The sequence below is a fragment of the Pantoea sp. BS_8 genome, from assembly GCF_041954965.1.
GTDB classification, from domain to species: Bacteria; Pseudomonadota; Gammaproteobacteria; order Enterobacterales; family Enterobacteriaceae; genus Pantoea; species Pantoea stewartii.
This window is the reverse complement of the sequence record NZ_JAVAXU010000008.1, coordinates 82,673-109,003: the sequence shown is the minus strand read 5'-3', so window position 1 is coordinate 109,003 and position 26,331 is coordinate 82,673. Positions and strand designations below refer to the sequence as shown.

Sequence of the window (26,331 nt, the reverse complement as noted above, 5' to 3'; positions counted from 1 at the left end):
TTTTACATGCGCACACATGCACGCTTGATCGCCGCCATTCTGCTGGGCTTACTGGCGCTGGCGGTACAAGCCGAAACCGGCGCGGGCTGGCAGCCTGTCAACACGCCCATCGGGAAAAGCGAACAGGATCCGCGTCAGTATCAGGCCATCACGCTGAATAATGGCATGACGGTGCTGTTGGTTTCAGATACTCAGGCGCCGAAATCCCTTGCTGCGCTGACATTGCCCATTGGCTCACTGGATGATCCCGCGCAGCAGCCCGGCCTGGCGCATTACCTTGAACATATGGTGCTGATGGGCTCAACGCGTTACCCACAGCCTGACAGCCTTGCCGATTTTCTCAAGAAACACGGTGGCAGCCATAATGCCAGCACCGCCTCCTGTCGCACGGCTTATTACCTCGAAGTCGAAAACGATGCGCTTGAGCCTGCCGTCGATCGTCTGGCCGACGCGATTGCCGAACCCTTACTGGATCCGGTCAATGCCGATCGGGAACGCCATGCGGTCAATGCGGAGTTGACCATGGCACGGTCCCGTGACGGTTTGCGCATGGGACAGGTCGGGGCTGAGACGATTAACCCGGCGCACCCGGCCGCGCATTTTTACGGCGGCAATCTGGATACCCTGCGCGATAAGCCCGGCAGTAATCTGCATCAGGCGCTGCTGGACTTTTACCACACGCACTATTCAGCCAATCTGATGAAGGCGGTGATCTACAGTAATAAACCGCTGGCAGAGATGGCGACCATCGCCGTGAATACGTTTGGGCGCGTGGCTAACCACAATGCCAGCGTTCCCGCGATTACCGAGCCGGTCGTCACGGAAGCCCAGCAGGGCATCATTATTCACTATGTGCCGGCGCAGCCGCGTAAGCAGTTAAAAATCGAGTTCCGTATACCGAATAACAGCGACCGCTTTCGCAGTAAAACGGACACGCTTATCAGCTATGTCATTGGTAACCGCAGCCCCAATACGCTGGCCGACTGGCTGCAAAAACAGGGCCTGGCCGACGGCGTCAGCGCGGGGGCCGATCCGGTGACCGAGCGCACCAGCGGCGTGTTCTCCATCAGCGTGTCATTAACGGACAAAGGTCTGGCACAACGTGATGAGGTCGTCGCGGCTGTTTTTAGCTATCTCGCGATGCTGCGCAAAAACGGTATCGACCAACGCTATTTCGATGAAGTTTCGCATGTGCTGGCGCTGGACTTCCGTTATCCGTCAATCACCCGCGACATGGACTATATTGAGTGGCTGGCGGATACGATGCTGCGTGTCCCGGTTGAGCACACGCTGGATGCGCCTTATCTGGCCGATCGCTACGATCCCGCGGCTATCAATGCTCGTCTGGAAAGCATGACGCCAGCGCAGGCGCGAATCTGGTACATCAGCCCGCAGGAACCGCATAACAAGCTGGCCTATTTTGTGAATGCGCCTTATCAGGTTGATAAGATAACGGCCCAGACGTTGACGCAATGGCAACAGCGTGGCCAGGCGATTCAGCTCGCCATGCCGCGCTTAAATCCCTACATTCCCGATGCGTTTACCCTGGTGTCGACTGACAAAACCTACCGTCATCCGGTTAAGCTCGACAATGATTTCGGGATGCGTATTTACTGGATGCCAAGCCAGTTCTATGCCAGCGAGCCAAAGGCCAGCATCACCGTCGCGCTGCGAAATCAGCAGGCGATCAGTGATGCGCGTCAGCAGGTACTGTTCGGCCTGAATGATTATCTGGCAAGCCTGGCGCTGGATGAACTGAGTTCCCAGGCGTCTATTGGCGGCATCAGTTTTTCAACCAGCGAAAACGATGGTCTGGTCTTTAATGCCAGCGGCTTTACACAACGCCTGCCTGACCTGCTTAAGCAGTTAGTTAATCGCTACAGCACTTTTCAGCCCAGCGAGGCACAGCTACAACAGGCCAAATCCTGGTATCTGGAGCGTCTGGATGCCGCAGAGAAAGGAAAAGCCTTCGAGCAGGCGATCCAGCCTATGCAGCTCTTATCCCAGCTGCCTTACACGCAGCGAGACACGCGCCGTAAGCTGGTCAAGGGGATTACACTGAAGGATGTCGTGGCCTATCGCGATGCCTTAATTAAAAATGCCACGCCAGAAATGATGGTGATCGGTAACCTGAGTGCTGACAGTGTGACGCAACTGGGACGCGAGCTGAAACAGCAGATGCAGTGCGACGGTACGCACTACTGGCACAGCAATTACCTCAGTGTCGAAAAGCCGCTTAAGGCGAATCTGGAGCAGCACGGCAGCAGTACGGACTCTGCGCTGGCGGCGCTCTATATTCCCCTGGGTTATGACGAATACCAGAGTATGGCCAACAGCGCGATGCTCAGTCAGATTGTCCAGCCGTGGTTCTATAACCAACTGCGTACCGAGGAGCAGTTAGGTTATGCCGTGTTTGCGTTCAGGATGCCGGTAGGGCGTCAGTGGGGGATTGGCTTTCTGCTGCAAAGTAACAGTAAGCCACCCGCTTATCTGATGCAGCGCTATCAGGCGTTTTATCCCCAGGCGGAACACCGCCTGCGCTCGATGAGTCAGGCCGATTTTGTGCAGTATCAGCAGGCCATGATCAACGATTTGAAACAGCGTCCACAAACGCTGAATGAAGAGGCCGATCGTTACAGCCGCGATTTTGATCGGCAGAATTACGATTTTGATACCCGACAAAAGCTGATGGAGCAGGTTCAACAGCTTACCCCTGCCGGACTGGCGGACTTCTTTCACCAGGCCGTCATGCAGAAAAAGGGCATGGCAATGACCTCTCAAATCGCCGGTAGCGGCGAGCATAACATCGCGTTCGCACCGTTACCGGGCTGGCGGACCTGGCCAGAAATCGCCAAATTACAGCAGTCTTTGCCGGTCAAGAGTGAAGCACCATGACGGCGTCCAGACCTGAACCGTTAAACCCCCTAACGCTGCCCCTCAACGGCGAGCGGTTAATTGAAGCCTCAGCGGGCACCGGTAAAACCTTTACGATTGGTCTGCTCTACCTGCGTTTGTTATTAGGGCTGGGGGGCGAGAACGCCTGGCGCAGGCCGCTGTCAGTCGAAGAGATCCTGGTGGTGACTTTTACAGAAGCCGCCACGGCGGAGCTGCGCGGCCGTATTCGTGACAATATTCATCAGCTTCGGCTCGCCTGCGTGCGGGGTAAAAGCCATAACACCATGCACCAACAGCTGATTGAGCAGATAGCGGATTTGCCCCAGGCGGCCTCGCTGCTGCTGGCGGCTGAGCGGCAAATGGATGAAGCGGCGATTTTTACCATTCATGGTTTTTGCCAGCGCATGCTCAACCTGAATGCCTTTGAGTCAGGCATGTTGTTCGAGCAGGAACTCATCGAAAACGAACAAACGTTACTCCGCCAGGCCGCGGCGGATTTCTGGCGTCGCCAGTGTTATCCCCTGTCACTGGATGTGGCCCGGGTGATCGCGGCGGAGTGGAGCGGCCCGGACAGTTTGTTGACGACGTTACGGCCCTGGCTGCAGGGGGAATCCCCCAGGCTGAAGCGTCCGCCTCGCGCAGACGAAACGCTGGCATCACGTCATACCGCTAACCTGCAACGCATCCAGGCCCTCAAGCAGCAGTGGCAGACTGTCTGTGCCGATATCGAAGGGATGATCGCGGCTTCCGGCGTCGACAAACGCAGCTACAGCAGTAAGCACTTACCTAACTGGGTGGCGAAAGTGACTCAGTGGGCACAGAGCGATACGCTGGATTACCAGTTTCCTAAAGAGCTTGAACGCTTTGGCCAGCAGGTGCTGCACGAAAAAACCAAAAAGGGCGAGGCACCGCAACATGCGGTGTTCGATGCCGTCGATGGCTTTCTTGCCGAACCGCTGACGCTCCGCGATATCATCATCTGGCAGGCGCTGAGCGAGGTGAAAGAAACGGTGCAGCGGGAAAAACGGCAGCGTGCCTTGCTGGGATTTGACGATCTGTTAAGTCGTCTGGATGAAGCGCTTCAGCAGCCGGGCGGGGCGCTGCTGGCCGAAACCATTCGTGGCCGTTTCCCGGTGGCCCTGATTGACGAGTTTCAGGATACCGACCCGCAACAGTACCGAATCTTCCGTACGCTGTATATTCAACAGCCGGATGTGGCGTTGCTGCTCATTGGCGATCCCAAGCAGGCGATCTATGCGTTTCGCGGCGCAGATATTTTTACCTACTTACGCGCCCGTAGTGAAGTTAGTGCTCACTATACGCTGGAGACGAACTGGCGCTCATCGCCCGCGATGGTGAACAGCGTCAACCGCCTGTTTTCACAGGTTGACGCACCCTTTTTATTTTCTTCCATTCCGTTTCTTCCGGTCAGCCCGGCCGCCCCGAATCAGGCGTTAACGCTGGTTTACCATGATCAGCCCCAGCCAGCCTTGCGCTTCTGGCTCCAGCCGGGCGAAGGTGTTGGAGTAAGTGATTACCAACAATTTATGGCCCAGCAGTGTGCGGCCGATATCAGCCGCTGGCTGGCGGCCGGTCAGCAGGGCAAGGCGCGGTTAGGGAAAGGCGATGCACTGCAGCCGGTTAAGGCCTCGGATATCACCGTACTGGTGCGTAGCCGCAATGAAGCCAGTCTGATTCGTGACGCGCTGAATAAGCTGGCCATTCCGTCGGTCTATCTTTCCAGCCGCGACAGCGTTTATACCACGCCTGAAGCGCGCGAGCTGTTATGGCTGTTGCAGGCGGTGCAGTCACCTGAACAGGAGCGACTGCTGCGTAGCGCGCTGGCCACGTCCATCTTTGCTATCGATGCCGCCCAACTTGATGCGCTGGCGCAAAACGAACGTGAGTGGGATGCGCTGGTAGAGCAGTTTGTCAGCTGGCAGCAGATCTGGCAGCAACGTGGCGTACTGCCCATGTTGCGCGATGTAATGATTAAACGGCAACTGGCGGAAAATATGCTGGCTTCCGAAAATGGCGAGCGGCGCTTAACCGATCTGATGCATCTGGGCGAATTACTGCAGGAAGCGGCAACGCAGCTCGACAGCACGCATGCTCTGGTGCGTTTCCTGGCACAGCAAATTGCCCGCCCTGACAGCCAGGCCGCCAGTCAGCAGCTGCGTCTGGAAAGCGATCGCCACCTGGTGCAGATCGTCACGATTCACAAATCCAAAGGCCTGCAGTATCCGCTGGTCTGGCTGCCGTTTGCGGCCGGATTTCGCGAAGCGGCCAGCGCCCTGTATCACGACCGTGAAAGTTTTGCTGCCATGCTCGACGTGCAGGGCGATGCACAGAGCCTGACGCTGGCGGAAGAGGAGCGACTGGCCGAGGATTTACGGCTGCTCTATGTCGCGCTGACGCGCTCGGTTTACCACTGCAGCGTGGGTATTGCGCCCCTAATCAAAGGCGCGCGTAAAAAAGAGGGCGACAGCGATCTGCATAAGAGCGCGCTGGGCTACCTGGTACAGCGCGGTGAGAGCGGCGATGCCGCCGTGCTCAGTCACCATCTTGAGGCGCTCGCAGGCGAAGGGATTGAGGTGATACGGAGCGAGCTGCAGCCCGGCGCGAAGTGGCAGGACAGCGAACACCGCGAGAACGCGCTGAGCAGTCGGGAAATGACCCGAGCGCTGGCGGACAGTTGGCGCGTCACCAGTTACTCCGGATTACAACAGCACGGCAGTTCCCCCCTGCTGGATGCTTTGCCGAAATTCGATATTGATGCTGCTGGTGAGGCGGTTGAGGATGAAGAGCCCTTGTTAACGCCGCACCACTTCCCCCGCGGTGCGGCTCCCGGCACGTTTCTGCACGGGCTGTTTGAGGCCATGGATTTCACTGAGCCGCCGGACGCATTCTGGCTGGAGGATCAGCTTCAGCAACAGGGCTATTCCCTGAACTGGCTGCCCGTGATTCAGCAGTGGATCGCCCGCGTACTGACCACGCCGCTCAACAAAGACGGCTTAACCCTGGACTGCATCCGCAGCGCTGATCGGCTGATTGAGATGGAGTTTTACCTGCCGATCAACCGCCTGCTGACGGCTGCCGATCTGGATGCGCTGATGCGCCGGTACGATCCACTGTCGCAGCGCGCTGCCGCGCTGGATTTCCGTCAGGTGAAAGGCATGCTAAAAGGGTTTATTGATTTGGTATTTCGCTGGCAGGGAAAATATTATCTGCTGGATTACAAATCGAACTGGCTGGGTGACAGCCATACCGCGTATACGCAGGAGGCGATGGCGCAGGCCATGATCGACCATCGCTATGACCTGCAATATCAGCTGTACACACTGGCGCTGCACCGGTATCTGCAGCACCGCCTGGCGGGCTATGATTACCAACAGCATTTTGGCGGCATCTTTTATGTATTCCTGCGCGGGGTGGATGGCACCTCTGCCGATAACGGCATCTTTACCACTCGTCCCGATCCCGCCTTTATTGAGGAACTGGATGCATTGTTTGGTCATACAGAGGAGAGCTTATGAGTGATATAAACGCCTTGCTGCTTCAGGCAGTCGAAAAGCGTTTACTGCGTCCTCTGGATATTCAGTTTGCCCGCCTGATTGCAGATGAGACGCAACCCTTTCGGTTGCTGGCAGCGGCCTGTGTGAGTGCCGACGCGGGCGAAGGACATGTCTGCCTGCCGCTGGCTAACCTGAATGAGGCTGGGCTGTTCTCCGGTCGTCAGCCCGCACTGGCGCAGGCATTGTGGCAGGCCGCAGGCGCGCCCGATGAAGCAGAGCGGCATGCACAGCTGGCCAGTTGGTCAGCTGTGAGCGATGGCCGCGTTGTGACGCCCCTGGTGCTGAGTCACCAGCGTTTATACCTGCACCGGCTTTGGCAAAGTGAAGGCCAGGTTGCCCGTTTTTTCTCATTGCAGCCGGATAGCGGGACGTTTGATTCGCAACAGGCACGAGATGTTCTGCAGACGTTATTTGGCCGTCAACCTGACGACTGGCAAAAAATTGCTGCTGCGGTGGCACTGACCCGTAAAACCGCCGTTATTTCAGGCGGACCCGGTACCGGCAAAACCACGACGGTGGCGAAATTGCTGGCGGCGCTGATTCGCCTGAATCCCGAACCTCTGCGCATACAGCTGGCGGCACCGACAGGGAAAGCGGCAGCCCGTCTGACCGAATCCCTGGGAAAAGCCCTGCAGGGACTGGCGGTGGACGATGACGAGCGTGCGCGTTTTCCTGCTGAAGCGACCACGCTGCATCGCCTGCTTGGCGCACAGCCTGACTCGCAGCGCATGCGCTACCATGCGGGTAACCCGTTACACCTGGATGTGCTGGTGGTTGATGAAGCGTCGATGGTTGATCTGACGATGATGGCAAAACTGATTTCCGCCTTGCCGCCTCACGCCAGAGTGGTGTTTCTGGGCGATCGCGATCAGCTGGCTTCGGTTGAAGCCGGAGCGGTGTTGGGGGACATTTGTCGTTGCAGCGAAACCGGCTTCAGTCCGGCGCGCGCCGCACAACTGGTGACGCTTACCGAATGTGCGCTTACGGGCAGCGATGACGATACCGCGCCTGCCGTTCGCGACAGCATTTGTCTGCTCCGCCAGAGTTACCGCTTTGACGAAAAGTCCGGTATTGGCCAGCTTGCCCGCACCGTCAACCAGGGCGATGCGCGCCAGATGAGTAAGGTGTTCGCCGCCGGACATGCTGACCTGTCTTTTCAGCCGCTGAATGACGGTGAGGCATATCAGACCATGCTGAACGAGGTGGCGCAGGGCTATCAGGACTATCTGGATGCCGTTCAGCGTCAGGCTGCGCCAGAACAGGCCATTGCGGCATTTAGCCGTTATCAGCTTCTGTGTGCCCTGCGTGAAGGGCCATTCGGTGTGCACGGATTAAATCAGCGCATCGAACAGCGCCTGATGCAGCTACAGCGCATCCGGCGTCCTGCACTCGGCAGCCGCTGGTATCCGGGACGTCCGGTGATGATCACCCGCAACGACAGTGCCCTGGGGCTGTTTAACGGCGATATCGGGATTACGTTGCGTGATGCTAAAGGGCAACTCAGGGTGTTTTTTCCGTTGCCAGACGGCAGCGTGAAAGCGATTCAGCCCAGCCGTTTGCCGTCTCATGAAACGGCATGGGTGATGACGGTGCACAAGTCGCAGGGTTCAGAGTTTGATCATACCGCGCTGGTCATGCCGACGCAGTTTTTGCCGGTCCTGACCCGTGAGCTGGTTTACACGGCCATTACCCGTGCACGCAAACAACTGACCCTTTACAGCGATCGCGCGATATTTGAACGGGCAGTCCAGTTGCAGACGCAGCGGCGAAGTGGCCTGGTGGAAAGGCTGGGGGCGGAAACGCAGGGATAACAGGTCGGGCGGCAGGATGGCCGCCCGGCTGCCATCAGGTTAAATCGGCCATCAGCACCTTGGAACGGCGCTGGTAGTTGTACATCTCTTTCTTACTCTCCGGCAGCGACTCGATATCCACCGGCGTGAAGCCGCGCTCCTGGAACCAGTGGATACTGCGTGTGGTTAACACAAACAGTTTTTCCAGCCCCATCTGCTTCGCCTGAAGTGCAACGCGTTGCAGCAGCAGCTCTCCGCGTGAGGAGCTGCGGTAATCCGGATGGACCGCAACGCACGCCATTTCGCCAATCTTTTCATCCATAAACGGATAGAGCGCGGCGCAGGCGATGGTCAGGTTGTCCCGCTGAATGATGGTGAATTTGTCGATTTCCATTTCCAGCTGTTCGCGTGAACGGCGTACCAGAATCCCTTGCTGTTCCAGCGGACGAATCAGCTCCAGAATGCCACCGATGTCGTTGATCGTGGCCCGACGAATCTGCTCGGCGGACTCCATGACAATCTGTGTACCAATGCCGTCGCGCGAGAAGAGTTCCTGTAACAGGGCGCCGTCTTCCTGATAGCTGATCAGATGGCTGCGACGAACGCCGCTGCGACAGGCTTTAACGGCGCCACGCAGAAAGCGCACCGTGCCAGACAGAAAATCGCCATCGCGTTCCATTTCATCAATGCGTGCCTGAGCGTCATTGGGAAATAACTCCGAAACAATGTTGCCTTCACGATCGATTACGCCCTGTTCCGAGCAGAAGCCAATCATTTTTTCTGCTTTAAGCTTAATTGCCAGCTGCGTGGCCACTTCTTCAGAAGTCAGGTTAAAACTTTCACCGGTCACTGACACGGCCACCGGACCCAGCAGCACAATGGCATCGTTGTCGAGCTGGCGGTGAATAGCCTCTTCATCAATACGACGAATGCGACCGCTGTGACAGTAATCGACGCCGTCATCCACGCCGAGCGGCTGGGCAATGATAAAGTTGCCGCTCACCACGTTGATATGCGCGCCCTGTAACGGAGTGTTGTTCAGGCTCATGGAAAGGCGGGCGGTAATATCCAACTGAAGACGGCCTGCGGCCTGCTTTACCAGCTCCAGTGATTGCGCGTCGGTTACGCGTGTATATTTGTGGTAAGCCGGTTCCAGCTGGTTTGCGGCGAGGCTGGCATCAATCTGCGGACGTGCGCCGTACACGACGACTAAACGAATGCCAAGGCTGTGAAGCAGGCCAATATCGTTGACGATGCTGGAGAAATTTTCATGCTCAATGGCCTCACCGCCAAGCATGATGACAAATGTCTTATCCCGATGCGCATTGATATAGGGAACGGTATGGCGAAAACCCTGAACCAGTTCAGTACTACGTTCCTTCACGGCTAACCCTCAGTGAATGTTTATTCGTATTTTCTGTATTTTTATGCCTTTGGCGGCCATTTTGCAAGCGCTAATCCTGACGTTTATTTACGTTTTTTCAGGTGATAACGCCGCTAACAGACTGCATTATTTAGAGTTTCCGGGGTGACATCGTCAGCCGGATTGGATAAAGTTTTCGCCGCCATTTTATTTGGTTGCCGTTTTTTTAAACACGATATAACAGCTGGAGTGGCATGTCGGAAGGTCATCCCCTTATTTCACGTAGACGATTATTAAAAGGTACTGGGGCACTGCTGCTGCTCAGCGTAAGCGGTATGGGCATCGCGGCCACCAGCCATATTATGGCGGTTCGCATCTGGCCCTCTTCAACCTATTCGCGCATGACGCTGGAATCCAATGTTGCCCTTAAGTATAAGCAGTTCGCACTGACGAATCCGGACCGGCTGGTCATCGACATTGAGAACCTGCACCTTAATTCGGTCCTTAAGGGCGTTAACCAGCACGTCAGGGTGGACGATCCTTTTATCAAAAACGCCAGGGTCGGGCAGTTCGATGCCAATACCGTGCGGGTGGTGCTGGAACTGAAACGCAACGTCTCGCCAAAAATCTTCAGCCTTGCACCGGTCTCCAGTATTCAACACCGGCTGGTGGTCGATCTCTACCCCAGCCAGAATACGGTAGAAGATGATCCGCTGCTGGCATTACTGAAAGATTACAACCAGGGCGATCTGGATAAAAATGAAAGCGTTCAGCCGCCGTTACCCGGTAAAGCCGGGCGCGATCGCCCCATCATTATCATGATCGATCCTGGCCATGGCGGGGAAGATCCGGGCGCGCACGGTAAATACAAAACCCGTGAAAAAGACATTGTGTTGAAGATTGGCCGCCGCCTTAAGGCGCTGATTGAGAAAGAACACAATATGAAGGCGTACATGACGCGTAACGAGGATGTGTTTATTCCCCTGCGGGTTCGCGTGGCCAAAGCCCGTAAACAGCGGGCCGATCTGTTCGTCTCCATTCATGCGGATGCGTTCACCAGCCGGGCCGCACGGGGCTCCTCTGTGTTTGCCCTTTCGACCCGGGGGGCGACGTCAGCCGCGGCGCGTTTTCTGGCGCAAACCCAGAATGAATCCGACCTGATTGGCGGCGTCAGCATGAGTGGCGATCGCTATCTGGATCACACCATGTTTGATATGGTGCAGCGCCAGACGATCCATGACAGCCTGAAGTTTGGCAAAGAAGTGCTGCACCGGATGGGGCGGATTAACCACCTGCACAAACGCACTGTGGATCAGGCCGGTTTTGCGGTGCTGAAGGCACCGGATATTCCCTCGATCCTGGTGGAAACCGCGTTCATCAGCAACGTCGAAGAAGAGCGTAAACTCCGCACCACGCGTTATCAACATCAGGTCGCCGAGGCCATTCTGGAAGGCATTAAAGCCTATTTCAAAAACGGGGCGGCGCTGGCACACCGTTAAGCAGCCGGGCAGGAAAAATCACCCGCCCGGCCTTATCTGCTGTCAGGGTTTGCCGTCAGAAGCGGAACAGGGACCGGGTTGCGTGGCGTTCCTGTCTCGCCGGCGATGTGCGTCCACTTAGCGGCCTTTTGCCAGGTAGTGCGCCATTTCCTGTTCCGGCACCATGCCGCCGCCCGTCGCCCAGACCAGGTGAGTGGCCTGTTGTAACTGTGTTGGGCTGAAGTCGTGCAGCGCGTGATAATGCGCTGAACCACATACGTGCTGTGGACCGATCATCCCGGCCAGCGCAGAAGGTTCAAGCCGCAGACCTTCTTCCTGCGCCAGCCAGCCGAGCATGTCGTACATGCGCGCATCATCAAGTGTGTAAATGCCATCCAGCAGACGTTGCATGGCTCTGCCCACAAAGCCGGACGCCCGGCCTACCGCCAGACCATCCGCAGCCGTGACATTATCAATACCTATGTCCTGTACGGAAATGCCGTCGTGTAAGCCCGTTGTTATGCCCAGCAACATGCAGGGCGAATGAGTGGGCTCCGCAAACAGACAGTGAACATGGTCACCCCATGCCAGCTTCAGGCCAAACGCGACGCCGCCGGGGCCACCGCCCACGCCGCAGGGCAGGTACACAAATAAGGGATGTTGAGCATCAACCACGCGGCCCTGTTGTTCAAACTGCGCTTTCAGCCGTTGGCCGGCGACCGCATAACCTAAAAACAGCGTGCGGGAGTTTTCATCGTCAATAAAGAAACAGTTGGGGTCCGATGCGGCCGCTTTGCGTCCTTGCCCGACCGCCACGCCGTAATCCTGTTCATATTCCACCACCGTTACGCCATGGCTGCGCAGTTTTGCTTTCTTCCATTCCCGGGCATCCGCCGACATATGAACGGTTACGTTAAAGCCGAGGCGGGCGCTCATGATGCCAATCGACAGCCCGAGATTGCCGGTCGATCCCACGGCAATACGGTACTGGCTAAAAAACTGCCGAAGCGTGGGGGAGAGCAACGTGCGGTAATCCGCCTCCGGGGACAGCAAACCGGCAGCTAATGCCAGTTTCTCGGCATGATTCAGGACTTCATAAATGCCGCCACGCGCTTTGATGGAGCCAGAAATCGGCAGGTGGCTGTCTTTCTTCAGCAGCAGTGTGCCTGCAATTTTCTGGCCGTACGCCTGTTCCAGCCGGGCCTGCATGGCGGGGATCGCGACCACATCCGATTCGATTATACCGCCCGTGGCGGCGGTTTCAGGAAAGGCCTGAGCCAGCAAAGGCGCAAACCGCTTCAGGCGAGCATGGGCGGCTTCAACGTCCTGCTCTGTCAGTCCCACAAAGGGCAGGGCGTCGGCGACGGTTGTGGTGGCAGGATTGAACCAGATGGTTTCTTTCAGCGCGATCATATCCGCAACCGGCGGATACTGTGCAGCAATGTTGAAGGTATTCATAACAGACCTTGTCGTGTCCGGATGAATCATAAAAGCAGAAACGGGTTGGCCAGAGCAAGATCTGTTGCGACATGCGCGTACGGTCTGATCTCACTGCGTGTCTGAGCGGTAAAAAGGAGAGGGGGAGTGACTGACGGAGGCCAGAAACAAAAAAACACCTTCTCAGGTGTTTAAAGTGGTTGCGGGGGCCGGATTTGAACCGACGACCTTCGGGTTATGAGCCCGACGAGCTACCAGGCTGCTCCACCCCGCGTCCGATTGCGCATAGCGACTTTCACATTGTCCCTTCTGAGTGAGCATTATCTCAGAAGAATTGGTTGCGGAGGCCGGATTTGAACCGACGACCTTCGGGTTATGAGCCCGACGAGCTACCAGGCTGCTCCACCCCGCGTCCGATTGCGCATAGCGACTTTTCACATTGTTTCTTCTGTCTGAGCAAAACTACAGAAGAACTGGTTGCGGGGGCCGGATTTGAACCGACGACCTTCGGGTTATGAGCCCGACGAGCTACCAGGCTGCTCCACCCCGCGTCCGTGGATGCGCACTATACTCCGCACGATGATTGTTGCAACCCCTTTTTGCCCTAAAAGGCTAAATTTGCTGTTAATTGCTGAAGGATTCCACCAATTGGTGATTTATTGCACCGATATCCGTTATGACGAAAGAGGATGGATTTCATTCTGATGACGGCTTTGCTATCGTCGCGTGGCGAACACTTATAAAAAGAGATGAAGATGAAAGGACGTTGGGCGAAGTACGCACTTACTGGCGCATTTTTAGCGCTTCTGGCGGGCTGTAGTTCTAAGCCGACCGATCGGGGTCAACAATATAAAGACGGAAAACTTGATCAACCCTTAGCGCTGGTGAATCAACCTAACGCCAAAGGCCGTCCGGTTAACGGCAGAGATTTTGGGCAACAGATTCAGCAAATCCAGGCGGCCGCTTCGGGTTTGTTTGGCCGTAACAACAGCACTTACAGTGCGGTTGAAAACTGGCTGATGGCGGGGGGCGATACACGACAGTTGCGCCAGTTTGGGTTAAATGCGTTTCAGATGGAAGGCACCGATAATTACGGTAACGTCCAGTTCACGGGCTACTACACGCCGGTCGTTCAGGCACGCTACACGCGACAGGGCGAGTTTCAGTACCCTATTTACCGCATGCCGCCGCGCAAACGCGGTCAGAAATTACCCAGTCGCGCATCGATATACAGTGGGGCGTTAGACGATCGCTACGTCATTGCCTGGAGTAACTCACTCATCGATAACTTTATTATGGACGTGCAGGGCAGCGGCTATGTCGATTTTGGTGACGGACGTCCGATGAGCTTTTTTGGTTATGGCGGCAAAAACGGCTGGGGTTATCATAGCATCGGTAAAGAGCTGATCGACCGGGGCGAGGTCAAGCGTGAAGACATGTCAATGCAGGCCATTCGCCAGTGGGCTGAGGAACATTCACCCGAGGAAGTGCGGGCGCTGCTAGAAACTAACCCCTCCTTTGTCTTTTTCAAACCCGAACCTTATGTGCCGGTACGTGGCGCGAGCGCGGTGCCGCTGGTGGCGAAAGCCTCTGTGGCATCCGATCGTTCACTGATTCCTGCCGGAACAGTGCTGCTGGCGGAAGTGCCGCAGCTCAATGAAAAGGGCAAATTCAACGGGAAATATGAAATGCGGGTGATGGTGGCGCTGGATGTCGGCGGCGCGATCAAAGGCCAGCACTTCGATATCTATCAGGGCGTAGGGCCAGATGCTGCCCATCTGGCGGGGTTCTATAACCATTATGGTCGTGTGTGGGTGTTGAAATCGGCACCGGGAGCCGGTCAGCCGCTGTTCAGCAACGCGCAGAGCAGCAACAACGGCAGCCTGCTGTTAGGCGCTAACTAAATTTTGAAGCGGCGGGCGATCGGGCCCGCGCTCAGTAACAGGTTCAACTATGAAAGTGTTAAACGATGCCTGGCACCAGCGATTTGGTGGCACGGCACGTCTTTATGGGCAGTCGGCGTTGCAGCATTTCGCTGATGCCCACTTCTGTGTGATTGGTATTGGCGGCGTGGGCTCCTGGGCTGCCGAGGCACTGGTAAGAACCGGCATCGGCAGGATTACCCTGATCGATATGGATGATGTCTGTATCACCAACACCAATCGTCAGATACATGCGATGAGCGGCAATGTGGGTAAAGCCAAAACGGACGTGATGGCCGAGCGTCTGCGCGCCATTAATCCTGACTGTGAGGTGATCTGTATTGATGACTTTATCACCCCGGAAAACACGGCGACGCTGCTGACTGCCGATATCGACTATGTGATTGACGCTATCGACAGTGTGCGCCCCAAGGCGGCGCTGATTGCCTGGTGTCGACGCAATAAGATTCCCCTGATCACCACGGGCGGCGCAGGTGGGCAAATCGATCCCACGCAAATCCAGGTGACTGACTTAGCGAAGACCATCCAGGATCCGCTAGCAGCTAAATTACGCGAGCGGCTTAAACAGCTGGGAGTGGTAAAAAACAGCAAAGGCAAGCTGGGCATCGACTGCGTTTTCTCTACAGAGGCGCTGGTTTATCCGCAGGCGGATGGCTCGGTTTGCGCCTCACGCAGCACAGCGGAAGGGCCGAAAAGAATGGATTGTGAATCCGGATTTGGCGCAGCCACGATGGTCACCGCCACCTTTGGCTTTGTTGCCGTTTCGCATGCCCTGAAGAAATTTCTGGCACGGGCCGCGCGCCAGGCGTAATGCTAATCTGCCGTGCAACGCGGTTGTACGGCTTTAGCCCGCGTTTGCCAGGCCGGCAGCCTGACCTGATTAGCTAAACACTGACCGACGACTGCGCCATGAGCGGTTAACCCAGCGCCCGTTGCGCATGCTGCTGGACGGCATCGGCCAGCGCTTTCAGGCCGCTACTGCGTGAGGCGCTAAGCTGCGCACGCAGGCCCAGCGATTCAAACAGATCCAGCGGATCGGCCGCCAGTAATTGCGCGGGCGTCTGGCCTTCAACAGCGGTGAGCAGCACGGCCAGCAAACCACGAACGATGCGACCTTCGCTGTCACCGTAAAAATGCAGGGAACCTTCTTCCCGGATCTGGCTGCCCAGCCAGACGCGATTCTCGCAACCACTCAGCTCACTGTCCGGTGTTCTTAATGCGTCAGGTAAGGCCGGCAACTGTCGGCCAAGTAAAATCAGCTGCCGGTAGCGATCCTCCCACTGCCGACAGTGAGAGAAGGTTTCTTTCAGATCCGCAGGCGTAATTTCAACACCGAACGGATGCGGGGCAAGCAGGGATGCGTGCATGATTAAAACTCCGATAACAACGCGACAGCGCTGTGCATAGCGCGCAGCAGCGCATCGACGTCCTGTAAATTATTATAGGGGGCAAACGATACGCGCAGCGTCCCCTCAACGCCCAGTGCCGCCATTAACGGTTGGGCACAATGTTGACCCGCACGTAAGGCGATCCCGTGCTCTGCCAGCAGTGTCACGATATCGCTGTGATGCACTCCCTGAATGTCGAAGGCCAGCAGGCTGGCCTGGCCACAACGGAAACTGCGAAAGCCCGGCAGTTCTGCAAGCTGTTCCTCGGCCAGACTGGCTAACTGCTGGCTCCAGATCTCCGCTTTAGACATATTATGCTGTTGCAGCCAGCTCAGCGCGGCACTCAGTCCGGTCACGCCCGCCACGTTTGGCGTACCGGCCTCAAAGCGCCAGGGCACCGGCTGGGGCGTAAAGCCGGTGAAGTCGACCTTCGTCAGCATCTTACCGCCGCCCTGCCAGGGGGCCATCTCTTCCAGCAATTCCGCTTTACCGTACAGCACACCGATGCCCATTGGGCCATAGAGCTTGTGGCCGGAAAAGGCATAGAAATCAATATCCAGCGCCTGTACATCCGGTGGGCAATGTACGACGCCCTGCGCGCCATCGACCATAACTTTTGCCCCTGCCGCATGGGCAAGAGCGATGGCCCGGGATAAATCGGGGCAGCCGCCTGTGACATTGGACATCTGACCCAGCGCAAGCAGACGCGTCCGGTGAGTGATCAGTGAGGGCAGCACGGCGATATCGGGCAGGCGATCCTCACCGATTGGCCATTTTACCACGCGCGCGCCCGTGGCCTGTGCGACCATGAGCCAGGGAACCAGATTGGCGTGGTGCTCGGCTTCGCTGACGAGGATTTCATCGCCGGGCTGTAAACGCGGGGCTAACCAGCTTTGCGCCACCAGGTTAATGGCTTCGGTGGTACCGCGCGTCCAGACAATCTGCCGGTCACTGGCGGCATTGAGCCACTGCGCCACCTGGCCCCGCGCCTGCTCATACTGCTCGGTTAACCGGCGAGCCGCTGCAAACTGGCTACGATGAACCGTACCGGCGCTCAGGCTGTAGAACTGCTGAGTCGCCTCGATTACCGCCTGCGGTTTTAGCGTGGTGGCGGCGCTGTCGAGATAAACACCCGCGTCGCTCAGGGCAGGAAACTGCTGCCGGAATGAAGAAGGATTAAAGGCACGCATACATAGCTCGTTGTTAATTATCAGACTCAGGCTGAAAGATGGATGTCTGTCTGGCAAAGCTGGAAAAGCGGGTTATGCTGAATATTGCAAGGTAAAAACTTCACCCGCATGGCGATACGACATTCTGATAGTCGATCCCACTTGACCATTTCTCGGGTCAGCGTAACGCGGGCGGTTTGGTGCAATCAATCTGCAAGGAGATAGAAGATGAAAAAACTCGCCGCAATGCTGGCCGTTTGTACAATGGCCTTTACCCTGGCTGCCTGTTCAAGCAACTACGTAATGCATACCAATGACGGACGCACTATCGTTGCTGAAGGTAAACCAAGAGTCGATACTGATACCGGTATGATTAGCTATAAAGATGCGAATGGCAATGAGCAGCAGATTAACCGTTCAGATGTGAAAGAAATGGTTGAGATGAAGTAATCCGCGCATAAAAAAAGCACCGCAATTTGCGGTGCTACTCAATATCACAATGGACAGACAGGGTAAATCTACAGGAAATAAAAAAGCTTGATCTGTAAAGGTCAGATCAAAATTGCAAACACAACATCACGACCACAAGCCAAAAGCTTTCAGAAAATCTGCGAACTCACTCACAAATCTAAAAACTTTTCGTTCCGGCTCAGGAAGTACCGCAACTATAGGTATTTGCTGGAGCTTCCTCAACGGACAATTTATAATGTCTCGGATTATAAATTCTAATACGTTAAGGCTTTGTATTAGTCCGCGTATTTTTTGCCAGGCTGGCTATGGATAACCATGTCAAAACGTCTTCCTCCCCTGAATGCACTGCGGGTATTTGATGCCGCAGCACGCCATTTAAGCTTTACCAAAGCCGCTGAAGAGCTGTTTGTGACCCAGGCTGCTGTCAGTCACCAGATCAAATCACTGGAAGATTTTCTGGGACTGAAGCTGTTCAGACGGCGAAACCGGTCGCTTTTACTCACCGAGGAAGGCCAAAGTTACTATCTGGATATCAAAGAAATTTTCTCTGCGCTCAACGAGGCGACGCGTAAACTGCAGGCACGCAGCGCCAAAGGGGCGTTGACGGTGAGTTTGCTGCCAAGCTTTGCGATTCAGTGGCTGGTCCCGCGTCTTTCCAGCTTTAATCTGGCTTATCCGGGAATTGACGTCCGCATTCAGGCGGTCGATCGGGATGAAGAGAAGCTGGCCGATGATGTGGACGTGGCCATTTTCTATGGCCGGGGAAACTGGCCAGGCCTGCGGGTCGAAAAACTCTATGCCGAATATTTGCTGCCGGTTTGTTCGCCATCGCTGATGACGGGTGAAAATCCCCTGAAAACGCCCATGGATCTGGCTCGTTTTACACTGTTGCATGATGCTTCCCGCCGTGACTGGCAGGCGTATATCCGTCAGTCAGGCGTCCAGCATATCAATGTGCAACAGGGGCCCATTTTCAGCCACAGCGCGATGGTGCTGCAGGCGGCCATCCATGGGCAGGGCGTTGCCCTGGCCAATAACGTTATGGCGCAAAGCGAAATCGAAGCGGGACGGTTGATTTGTCCGTTTAATGACGTTTTAGTGAGCAAAAATGCTTTTTATCTGGTTTGTCATGACAGTCAGGCAGAACTGGGTAAAATAGCCGCCTTTCGACAGTGGATCCTCGCCAAAGCGGCTACCGAACAAGAAAAATTCCGCTTTCGTTATGATCAGTAACTTTTTTATTTTTTTGCAGGGACCTGCAAACGCACCTTGAGGATACATTCATGTCCAGACGTGCCATGTTTATTTTTGCGGCCATCAGTGGGTTTTTCCTGGTGGCATTTGGTGCTTTTGGTGCTCATGTGTTGAATAAAACGCTGGGAGCGACTGAAATGGCCTGGATTCATACCGGGCTGGAATACCAGGCTTATCATACGCTGGCTGTGCTGGGACTGGGAGCGGCGATGCTTTATCGCTGTAATATCTGGTTCTACTGGAGCAGCGCCTCTATGGCACTGGGTACCGCATTATTCAGCGGCAGCCTCTATTCCCTGGCGCTGTCGCACTTAACGTTTTTTGTTTTTATCACGCCAGTCGGGGGGCTGTTCTTCCTCGTTGGCTGGCTATTGATGTTGATTGGCGCACTGCGTCTTAAAACCAAGGCAGAACGCCATGAATAAAGTTTTACTGTATTGCCGCGCTGGCTTTGAAAAAGAGTGTGCGGCGGAAATTAGTGCTAAAGCCGCCGAGCGCAATATTTACGGCTTTCCTCGGGTTAAAGAGGATGCAGGTTATGTCCTGTTTGAGTGCTACCAGCAGTCCGATGCGGAGAGACTGATCCGCGAGTTGCCGTTTGAGCAGTTGATTTTTGCCCGTCAGATGCTGGTTGTTGGCGAACTGCTGCGGGATCTGCCACAGGACGATCGTATTTCCCCCATCGTAGGCATGTTAAGCGGCGTGGTGGAAAAGGGCGGGGAACTGCGTGTTGAAGTGCCGGACACCAACGAAGCCAAAGAGCTCACCAGGTTCTGCCGCAAGTTTACCGTCCCGCTGCGCGCCAGCCTGCGTGAGAGCAAAATCCTGCTCAACTATGAAAGCCCAAAACGCCCGGTCGTGCATGTGTTCTTTATCGCCCCCGGCACCTGCTACGTTGGGTATTCACTGCCGGAGAACAGCTCACCCTTTTATATGGGCATTCCGCGTCTTAAGTTCCCGTCTGATGCGCCGAGTCGGTCCACGCTTAAGCTGGAAGAGGCCTTTCACGTTTTTGTTCCGGCCGATGAGTGGGATGAACGTCTGGCCAGTGGAATGTATGCCGTCGATTTGGGGGCCTGTCCAGGCGGCTGGACCTATCAACTGGTACAGCGCAGCATGATGGTTTACGCCGTGGATAACGGGCCGATGGCGCCCAGCCTGATGGAGACCGGCCAGGTTTTTCACGAGCGTGAAGACGGTTTCCGTTTCCGTCCGCCCCGCACCAACATCAGCTGGCTGGTCTGCGACATGGTGGAAAAGCCGGCTCGCGTGGCGAACCTGATGGCGGACTGGCTGGTCAACGGCTGGTGCCGCGAAGCCATATTTAACCTGAAACTGCCCATGAAGAAGCGCTACGAAGAAGTCACGCAGAATCTGGCCATGATCGAGCAGCGACTCAATGAAAATGGCGTTAACGCGCAGATTCGGGCACGTCAGCTTTATCACGATCGTGAAGAAGTGACAGTGCACATTCGTCGCATCTGGGCCGCTGTCGGTGGCCGCCGCGACGAGCGTTAACCCTGCAGACCGGGCGCGATTGTGCCCGGTCTGATATGATTAGCCGCCATGGTAACGCAGTAAATTCAGATTCCCTTCCAGCACCAAATCCTGTTTCAGCCGGGCCACATCGCGGCTGATCAGCGCCATCTCCTGTCCGGCCTGTAACTTATTACGCCATTTGGTCGGCACCTGATCCAACTGCTGATACAGCGATTCCAGCGAACCAAACTGCTGTAGCAGTTCCCGGGCGCTTTTGGGTCCAATGCCTGCGATGCCGGGAATTTTACTGCTGCTGATGCCGCATAATCCCCAGTAGTCAGGCAGCAACGCGGGTGCAACGCCGAATTCGGCTTCAATAAAAGGCACATCCAGCCAGCGCTTTTGAAAATAGTCACGGATGCGAATCGTCGGTGCCAGTAACTGGCAGTAACCTTTGTCGGTTGAAACGATGGTCGCCTGATGACCTGCCTGCGCCATTTTGACCGCCAGCGTCGCCGCCAGATCGTCGGCTTCATCCTGGTCGGCTATCCAGCAACTGACGCCCGCGTTTCGAAAGGCGTCCTTCAGCGCGGGCATTTCGGCCTGCAAATCGTCGGGCATCGGCGGGCGGCCACTTTTATAGTCAGGCAACAACTGGTGCCGCCATCCCTGATGGCGGGCTTCACCATCAAACACCGCCACCACGTGCGTCGGCCGCGTGTGCCCCAGAAGCTGACGCAGCGCGCCTACGCAACTGTCGACGCAGGGCGAGCCTTGTACCGCATGCAGGCGACGAATTAAATTGAGGGCGTCAACAATGAGTAAGTGAAGAGACATAAGATATGGGCAGCCCGCAGGCTGCCTCCAGATTTACTTGATGATTTCGTAGCACGGAATATAGGCAGTGCCGGGCAGTTTCATACGTTGCTGCGCCACAAAGCCCTGTAGCAGTTCATCCATGCGGTGCATGATGTCGGCATCGCCGTGCAGTTTGTAAGGGCCTTTTTCGCGGATTTCGCGAATGCCCATCTCTTTGACGTTTCCTGCAACAATCCCAGAGAAGGCCCGGCGCAAATCCGCCGCCAGTTTTTCTGGAGCCTGGTTTGTGTAGAGATTGAGGTTGGCCATATTTTCATGCGTTGGCATAAACGGCACCTGCAGATCCTGAGCAATACGCATTGACCAGTTAAAACTGTAGGCGTCACCGGTTTCACGGCGATGCTCTTTCACCTGCGGCATGGCTTTTCTCATCAGACGGGCAACTTCAGCAGCATCGTCAATGATGATCTGATAATGCTTACGTGCCTGCTCGCCGAGCGTGCTGACAATGAAGTCGTCCAGTACGCGGAAATAATCGGCGCTCTCTTTCGGGCCGGTCAGAATAAGCGGCAGAACCTGATGCGCGTTCTGTGGATTCATCAGAATGCCCAACAGATAGAGGAACTCCTCTGCGGTACCCACGCCGCCCGGGAAGATGATGATGCCGTGCGCGATGCGCACAAAGGCTTCCAGGCGCTTTTCGATATCCGGCATGATGATAAGTTCGTTCACCAGCGGATTCGGTGGCTCAGCCGCGATAATAGACGGCTCAGTTAACCCGATAAAGCGGCTGTCACGATAGCGCTGCTGGGCATGGCCCACGGCGGCACCTTTCATCGGCGCTTCCATCACGCCCGGTCCACAACCGGTACAAATGTTCAGCTCACGCAGCCCCAGTTGCGTGCCCACGTTGCGACAATACTGGTATTCCACCGCGTTGATCGAGTGGCCACCCCAGCAGACAACGGTATTGGGATATTCACCCACATGCAGGGCGCGGGCATTGCGCAAAATGGAAAACACCGTGTTGGTGATGGTGGCTGAGTCGTTGTCCTCTTCGCAGGGTAAACGCCCCGAGCTGGCGAGCTGGCCATTGACAAACAGGATGTCGCGCAAGACGGCAAACAGGTTGGCCTGGAGTGAACGGATGATACGACCGTCGACGAAGGCTTCTTCCGGGGGATTAATCAGTTCCAGCTTAACGCCGCGCTCACGGCGCAGTACGTTGATGTCGAAGTTCTCAAAACGCGACAGCAGTTCATGGCTGCTGTCAGTCTGACTGCCAGAGTTGAGTACGGCGAGCGAGCAGTTACGGAAAAGTTGATACAAATCGCTGCTGGCCGTGCGCTTCAGCATATCTACTTCCAGTTGGGAGAGCAGATCCATAGAGCCAAGAGGGCTGACATGTGTAATCAAATGAACTCCTTTGCACCCGCTGGGGTGATAACTGACACTGCAAATGCAGTGACCAAAATCCCTGGTTGGCAACCCGCAGGTTACCGCCCTGTCCAGAGTAGCCTTGTCGGCAAGGTTTGCTCAAGTGGAACCGTATGCGCGTTTAACAGTCTGAGAAAGGATTCGCAAACTATTGACGAACCAGACGAGAATGGCCCGGCGTAAAGGGCACATTACTGCGCCACGGATTGATATCCAGTCCACCCCGTCGCGTGTAACGTGCGTAGACGGTCAGCTGTGATGGCTGACAAAAGCGCATCAGGTCGTTGAAAATACGCTCCACGCACTGTTCATGAAACTCATTATGCTGACGAAATGAAACGATATAGCGCAGCAGAGCTTCACGATCGATGCGCGGGCCCTGATAGCGAATCATTACCGATCCCCAGTCAGGCTGATTGGTGATCAAACAGTTGGATTTAAGCAGATGGCTGACCAGCGTTTCTTGCACCTGTTCCTGACCGGCGGCGTCGATCAGATAATCGGCATTGAAGCCGTAATCTTCAATCTCGATGTCCTGCTCATCAATGCAGGTGCCCGCAAAGTGACCGACAGGCTGACCTTCGATCTCCTGTAAGCGAAACAGCGCCACACGGACATCGCCCTCGGCACAGGCGCGCAGGTCCTGCTCCAGCGTCTGGCGTACCTCGGCCCAGTCTGTAAATCGCGTCTGGTTAAAGCTGTTAAGGTAGAGCTTAAAACTCTTTGATTCGATAAGATTACGGCTCCGGGCATCAAGCTCGACTTCGCCCACGGCCACCTGGGGCACGCCTTTGCTGTTGAGCCATGAGAGTTCATAGAGCGTCCAGATATCACTGCCCAAGAACGGCAAATTATCGGGATAAAGGCCCAAAGGCTCGCGATTCATGCTGCGCGGCACGGCCTGTAATAAGCTGTTGTCATAGCGATCGTGATACGCTGTAGGCTTGCCCAGCGTCAGGTTGCTCAGTGCCGGGTCCGGCTGGTAAGAAGACATAACGGTTACCACTAGAGTCATCAAAGTGAGTAAGTGTAACCTATCAGAAGTGAGAATTTGAATGATGCAGCAAACCGCTGAAGCGTTAACGGATTTTACCACGCGCTACTGCCAGCACTGGCAGCAGAGCCGGGGCCATGCGCCAGCCAGTCGCGATCTTTATGGTATTCCTTCCCCCTGTTTGCTGGAAAACCGTGATGAGTGTGCGCTCTGGCAACCGCAACCCTTTACACTACCGCCCTCGCTGGAGGCGGTTGAGCGGGCGCTGGAGATTGCGCTGCAACCGCAGATTACGGCCTTTTATACGCACCAGTTCGCGGGGGACATGCAGGCCATGTGGCAGGACCACAGGCTAACGCTGCTCCAGGTCTGGAGTGAAACCGACTTTGTCCGGCTGCAGGAAAACCTGATCGGGCACCTCGTCATGCAGCGGCGCCTGAAGCAGAATCCAACACTGTTTATTGCCACCACTGCGTCAGAAGAGAACATTATTTCCCTGTGCAATCTGAGCGGTGACATCATCCTTGAAACGCCCGGTCAGAAGAAACGTATTACGCTGGCATCGGATATCTGGACTTTTCTTAATAATTTACAACCGCTTAGTGATTAATTGCAGAGATGTGCCGCTTCGCGTGTGAGAGATCTCTTACATGCTGTGTGAGAGATCGCCATATTAGCGAAACGGTGAAGTGGCGGCCGAGATGTAAAAATATTGTAAATCATTAACTTATTAGCACCGCTGTTCAATCTCTTGAACAGGATCGCGTTATAACGTGTTTTAACACCTTGTGCCCTGAGGCTTTTCTTAAGAGAATAGGTCTCGCTGACAGGACGTCATGGACAGCAGGAACCGTCAGGAAGACGGTAGCCAGGAGGCAGGAACGTAATGCTGTTACGTCACAAGGAAGGCTTCAGGACGAAGCAGGACACTCAGGAATGAGTTAAGGGACACCTCCAGGATGGAGAATGAGAGCCCCTCGGACGAGGCGGTGGGCCAGGAGGCTAAGGAGTGATCAGGATGATTCGCGGAAGGACTACGCACGGGAAAAGTTGTCAAGGATGAGCAGGGAGCATTAACGTAGCAGGAGAGCTGCAAACGAACCGGGAGCACTGTTTAATACAGTGCTCCCTTTTTTTGTGCCTGCGGGTTATCCTTGCCGCCCCTTTTTATTCGTCAGAGGTGAGGCATGACGTCAGAACAGTTTATTATGCAACGGCTTGAACAGCTCGAAGCCGTCATGCGTGAGCACGATCTGTGGCAGGTGGACGCGCCAGACGAACAGGCTTTCGCAAGCCAGCAACCTTTTTTCCTCGACACGATGCAGCCGCTGGAATGGTTGCAGTGGGTCCTGATTCCACGGGTGCAGATGCTGATTCGTGCGGGCCAGGCATTGCCAAAAAATTTTGCGGTTGCCCCCTATTTTGAAATGGCGTTAACGCCGGTTCAGCCGGGGCGCACACTGTTGTTGCTGACCTTACAGCAGCTGGATGCATTGCTGCAGGATGACCCGGTCTGATGCTGGAAATCATTTATCAGGATGCGTGGCTGGTCGCGGTGAATAAGCCCGCAGGCTGGCTGGTGCACCGCAGTTGGCTTGATCGCCATGAAACCCGGTTTGTGATGCAGACGGTACGCGACCAGATAGGCCAGCATGTTTTCACGGCGCATCGGCTGGATCGTCCCACATCAGGCGTGCTGCTGATGGGGCTGTCCAGTGAGGCAGGCCGCCTGCTGTCCCAGCAGTTTGAGCATCACCACATGGAAAAGACCTACCATGCCATTGTGCGCGGCTGGCTTGAAGGCAGTGACAGGCTGGATTATCCGTTGGTGGAAGAGCTGGACAAGATCGCGGACAAATTTGTCAGCGAACCCCGTGCGCCGCAGCCGGCGGTGACCGATTACGCCGCACTGGCAACGGTAGAAATGCCGGTCGCCATCAGTCGCTATCCCACGGCACGTTACAGCCTGGTTGAGCTTAAACCGCAAACCGGGCGGAAACATCAACTCCGTCGGCACATGTCCCATTTGCGTCATCCCATCATCGGCGATTCGGCCCACGGGGATTTACGCCAGAATCGTGGTGCGGCTGCGCACTTTGGTGCCAGCCGTTTGATGCTGCATGCCAGCAGCTTATCCCTTAACCATCCTGTGACGGGCGAACCGCTGCTTATTCGTGCCGGGCTCGATCCTGTCTGGCAACGGGTGATGGAGCAGTTTGGCTGGCAGGCCTGTATTCCTGATGTGCCACGGGTTGAGTTTCTCGCAGGCTCAGGTCAGGATAGCGTTCCGGAATAAAGGGGAAAAGAAATGGCAAAGATTGGGATTTTTGTAGGCACCGTCTATGGGAACGCCTTACTGGTTGCAGAAGAAGCTGAGCCGTTGTTGCAGCAGCAGGGCCATGAGGTAACGATTTTCGAAGATCCGACACTGGCCGACTGGCAACACTATGCCAGTGATGTCGCTCTGATCATCACCTCGACCACCGGTCAGGGCGATTTTCCGGATACGATTTCCGGCCTGTTTCATGCTATGCAGGATAAGCTGGGCCATCAGCCCACGCTGCGTTATGGCGTGATAGCGTTGGGCGACAGCAGTTATGAAAATTTCTGCGGCGCAGGCAAGCGTTTTGATGCATTGCTGCAGGCGCACCAGGCGAAGCGGATCGGTGACGTGTTGCTCATCGACGCCACCGAAGATCCGGAGCCTGAGTCGGTAACGTCTCCCTGGGTTGAGCAGTGGGGCAAACAGCTCTGACTGTACAGGGTGGGGGAAGACGGCACCCGCGTGGCTGACATGCGCGCCACGCGGGTGTCAGCACGGCCTGTCTGCATAAAAACG

Annotated in this window: 21 protein-coding genes and 3 tRNA genes; 14 read left to right on the top strand and 10 right to left on the bottom strand. The window is 55.8% G+C overall.

From position 1 onward, the window contains the following. Window positions 1-6: 6 nt before the first annotated feature. Genes ptrA through recD form a run of 3 tightly spaced genes read left to right on the top strand, consistent with a single transcriptional unit; the run spans window position 7 to window position 8,281 of the window. Window positions 7-2,895 (top strand): pitrilysin, encoded by a 2,889-nt coding sequence (gene ptrA / locus RAC65_RS15510; RefSeq protein WP_375096859.1) that lies wholly within the window; start codon window positions 7-9, stop codon window positions 2,893-2,895. Then, window positions 2,892-6,431, top strand: coding sequence for an exodeoxyribonuclease V subunit beta (gene recB / locus RAC65_RS15505; RefSeq protein ID WP_375096858.1), 3,540 nt, complete (start codon window positions 2,892-2,894; stop codon window positions 6,429-6,431). Before ptrA ends, recB begins: the two co-directional genes overlap by 4 nt. Then, window positions 6,428-8,281 (top strand): exodeoxyribonuclease V subunit alpha, encoded by a 1,854-nt coding sequence (recD, locus tag RAC65_RS15500; RefSeq protein WP_375096857.1) that lies wholly within the window; start codon window positions 6,428-6,430, stop codon window positions 8,279-8,281. The genes recB and recD overlap by 4 nt, the downstream gene beginning before the upstream one ends. Window positions 8,282-8,315: 34 nt before the next feature. Here recD and argA read toward each other — a convergent pair whose 3' ends face one another. Further along, window positions 8,316-9,644: an amino-acid N-acetyltransferase gene (gene argA / locus RAC65_RS15495; RefSeq protein ID WP_033739589.1), complete on the bottom strand. Its 1,329-nt coding sequence runs from the start codon at window positions 9,642-9,644 to the stop codon at window positions 8,316-8,318. A gap of 233 nt (window positions 9,645-9,877) precedes the next feature. Between argA and amiC the strand changes: the two genes are divergently transcribed. Then, on the top strand, window positions 9,878-11,122 hold the full coding sequence (amiC, locus tag RAC65_RS15490) for an N-acetylmuramoyl-L-alanine amidase AmiC (RefSeq protein ID WP_375096856.1): 1,245 nt from the start codon (window positions 9,878-9,880) through the stop codon (window positions 11,120-11,122). A 117-nt stretch (window positions 11,123-11,239) separates the two neighbouring features. Here the strand turns inward: amiC and dsdA are convergent, their stop codons facing one another. The 4 genes from dsdA to RAC65_RS15470 all read right to left on the bottom strand — a co-directional run bounded on the left by dsdA (window position 11,240) and on the right by RAC65_RS15470 (window position 13,089). Further along, on the bottom strand, window positions 11,240-12,559 hold the full coding sequence (dsdA, locus tag RAC65_RS15485; protein ID WP_325992057.1) for a D-serine ammonia-lyase: 1,320 nt from the start codon (window positions 12,557-12,559) through the stop codon (window positions 11,240-11,242). Window positions 12,560-12,735: 176 nt separating this feature from the next. Further along, window positions 12,736-12,812: transfer RNA gene (locus tag RAC65_RS15480), tRNA-Met, on the bottom strand. Between the two features lie 61 nt (window positions 12,813-12,873). Further along, window positions 12,874-12,950, bottom strand: a tRNA-Met gene (locus RAC65_RS15475). A 62-nt stretch (window positions 12,951-13,012) separates the two neighbouring features. Then, window positions 13,013-13,089 (bottom strand) — tRNA-Met (locus RAC65_RS15470). Window positions 13,090-13,293: 204 nt separating this feature from the next. Between RAC65_RS15470 and mltA the strand changes: the two genes are divergently transcribed. Beyond that, window positions 13,294-14,442: a murein transglycosylase A gene (mltA, locus tag RAC65_RS15465; protein ID WP_033739585.1), complete on the top strand. Its 1,149-nt coding sequence runs from the start codon at window positions 13,294-13,296 to the stop codon at window positions 14,440-14,442. Window positions 14,443-14,491: 49 nt separating this feature from the next. Further along, window positions 14,492-15,292, top strand: a complete 801-nt coding sequence (gene tcdA / locus RAC65_RS15460; RefSeq protein WP_006120786.1) for a tRNA cyclic N6-threonylcarbamoyladenosine(37) synthase TcdA — start codon at window positions 14,492-14,494, stop codon at window positions 15,290-15,292. Between the two features lie 106 nt (window positions 15,293-15,398). Here the strand turns inward: tcdA and csdE are convergent, their stop codons facing one another. Beyond that, window positions 15,399-15,848, bottom strand: a complete 450-nt coding sequence (gene csdE, locus RAC65_RS15455; RefSeq protein ID WP_033739583.1) for a cysteine desulfurase sulfur acceptor subunit CsdE — start codon at window positions 15,846-15,848, stop codon at window positions 15,399-15,401. A gap of 2 nt (window positions 15,849-15,850) precedes the next feature. After that, window positions 15,851-17,059, bottom strand: coding sequence for a cysteine desulfurase CsdA (gene csdA, locus RAC65_RS15450; RefSeq protein ID WP_058708956.1), 1,209 nt, complete (start codon window positions 17,057-17,059; stop codon window positions 15,851-15,853). Window positions 17,060-17,266: 207 nt separating this feature from the next. Between csdA and RAC65_RS15445 the strand changes: the two genes are divergently transcribed. From RAC65_RS15445 to rlmM, 4 genes are all read left to right on the top strand, one after another. Beyond that, window positions 17,267-17,488: a YgdI/YgdR family lipoprotein gene (locus tag RAC65_RS15445; RefSeq protein ID WP_006120783.1), complete on the top strand. Its 222-nt coding sequence runs from the start codon at window positions 17,267-17,269 to the stop codon at window positions 17,486-17,488. Between the two features lie 336 nt (window positions 17,489-17,824). Further along, the gene (locus RAC65_RS15440) at window positions 17,825-18,742 is read left to right on the top strand and encodes a transcriptional regulator GcvA (RefSeq protein ID WP_006120782.1); all 918 of its coding nucleotides are present in this window, start codon (window positions 17,825-17,827) and stop codon (window positions 18,740-18,742) included. Window positions 18,743-18,792: 50 nt separating this feature from the next. After that, the gene (locus RAC65_RS15435; protein ID WP_375096855.1) at window positions 18,793-19,188 is read left to right on the top strand and encodes a DUF423 domain-containing protein; all 396 of its coding nucleotides are present in this window, start codon (window positions 18,793-18,795) and stop codon (window positions 19,186-19,188) included. Further along, complete coding sequence (rlmM, locus tag RAC65_RS15430; protein ID WP_375096854.1) at window positions 19,181-20,281, top strand: 23S rRNA (cytidine(2498)-2'-O)-methyltransferase RlmM; 1,101 nt, start codon at window positions 19,181-19,183, stop codon at window positions 20,279-20,281. The genes RAC65_RS15435 and rlmM overlap by 8 nt, the downstream gene beginning before the upstream one ends. A gap of 39 nt (window positions 20,282-20,320) precedes the next feature. On the opposite strand, the gene xni is transcribed toward rlmM, so the two are convergent. The 3 genes from xni to queF form a co-directional block, all read right to left on the bottom strand. Next, complete coding sequence (gene xni, locus RAC65_RS15425; protein ID WP_006120779.1) at window positions 20,321-21,079, bottom strand: flap endonuclease Xni; 759 nt, start codon at window positions 21,077-21,079, stop codon at window positions 20,321-20,323. A 33-nt stretch (window positions 21,080-21,112) separates the two neighbouring features. Beyond that, window positions 21,113-22,477: a nucleotide 5'-monophosphate nucleosidase PpnN gene (gene ppnN / locus RAC65_RS15420; protein WP_006120778.1), complete on the bottom strand. Its 1,365-nt coding sequence runs from the start codon at window positions 22,475-22,477 to the stop codon at window positions 21,113-21,115. A gap of 169 nt (window positions 22,478-22,646) precedes the next feature. Further along, window positions 22,647-23,492, bottom strand: a complete 846-nt coding sequence (queF, locus tag RAC65_RS15415; protein ID WP_205958793.1) for an NADPH-dependent 7-cyano-7-deazaguanine reductase QueF — start codon at window positions 23,490-23,492, stop codon at window positions 22,647-22,649. Between the two features lie 61 nt (window positions 23,493-23,553). Between queF and syd the strand changes: the two genes are divergently transcribed. The 4 genes from syd to RAC65_RS15395 all read left to right on the top strand — a co-directional run bounded on the left by syd (window position 23,554) and on the right by RAC65_RS15395 (window position 26,247). Beyond that, a complete protein-coding gene (gene syd, locus RAC65_RS15410; protein ID WP_375096853.1) occupies window positions 23,554-24,102 on the top strand; it encodes a SecY-interacting protein in 549 nt (182 codons plus the stop codon). A 577-nt stretch (window positions 24,103-24,679) separates the two neighbouring features. Next, window positions 24,680-25,009: a YqcC family protein gene (locus RAC65_RS15405; RefSeq protein WP_006120775.1), complete on the top strand. Its 330-nt coding sequence runs from the start codon at window positions 24,680-24,682 to the stop codon at window positions 25,007-25,009. Next, window positions 25,009-25,788 carry a tRNA pseudouridine(65) synthase TruC gene (gene truC, locus RAC65_RS15400; protein ID WP_054633223.1) on the top strand — a complete coding sequence of 260 codons (780 nt, stop codon included), beginning with the start codon at window positions 25,009-25,011 and terminating at the stop codon, window positions 25,786-25,788. Before RAC65_RS15405 ends, truC begins: the two co-directional genes overlap by 1 nt. A 12-nt stretch (window positions 25,789-25,800) precedes the next feature. Next, window positions 25,801-26,247, top strand: a complete 447-nt coding sequence (locus RAC65_RS15395) for a flavodoxin (RefSeq protein ID WP_006120773.1) — start codon at window positions 25,801-25,803, stop codon at window positions 26,245-26,247. Window positions 26,248-26,331 lie beyond the last annotated feature (84 nt).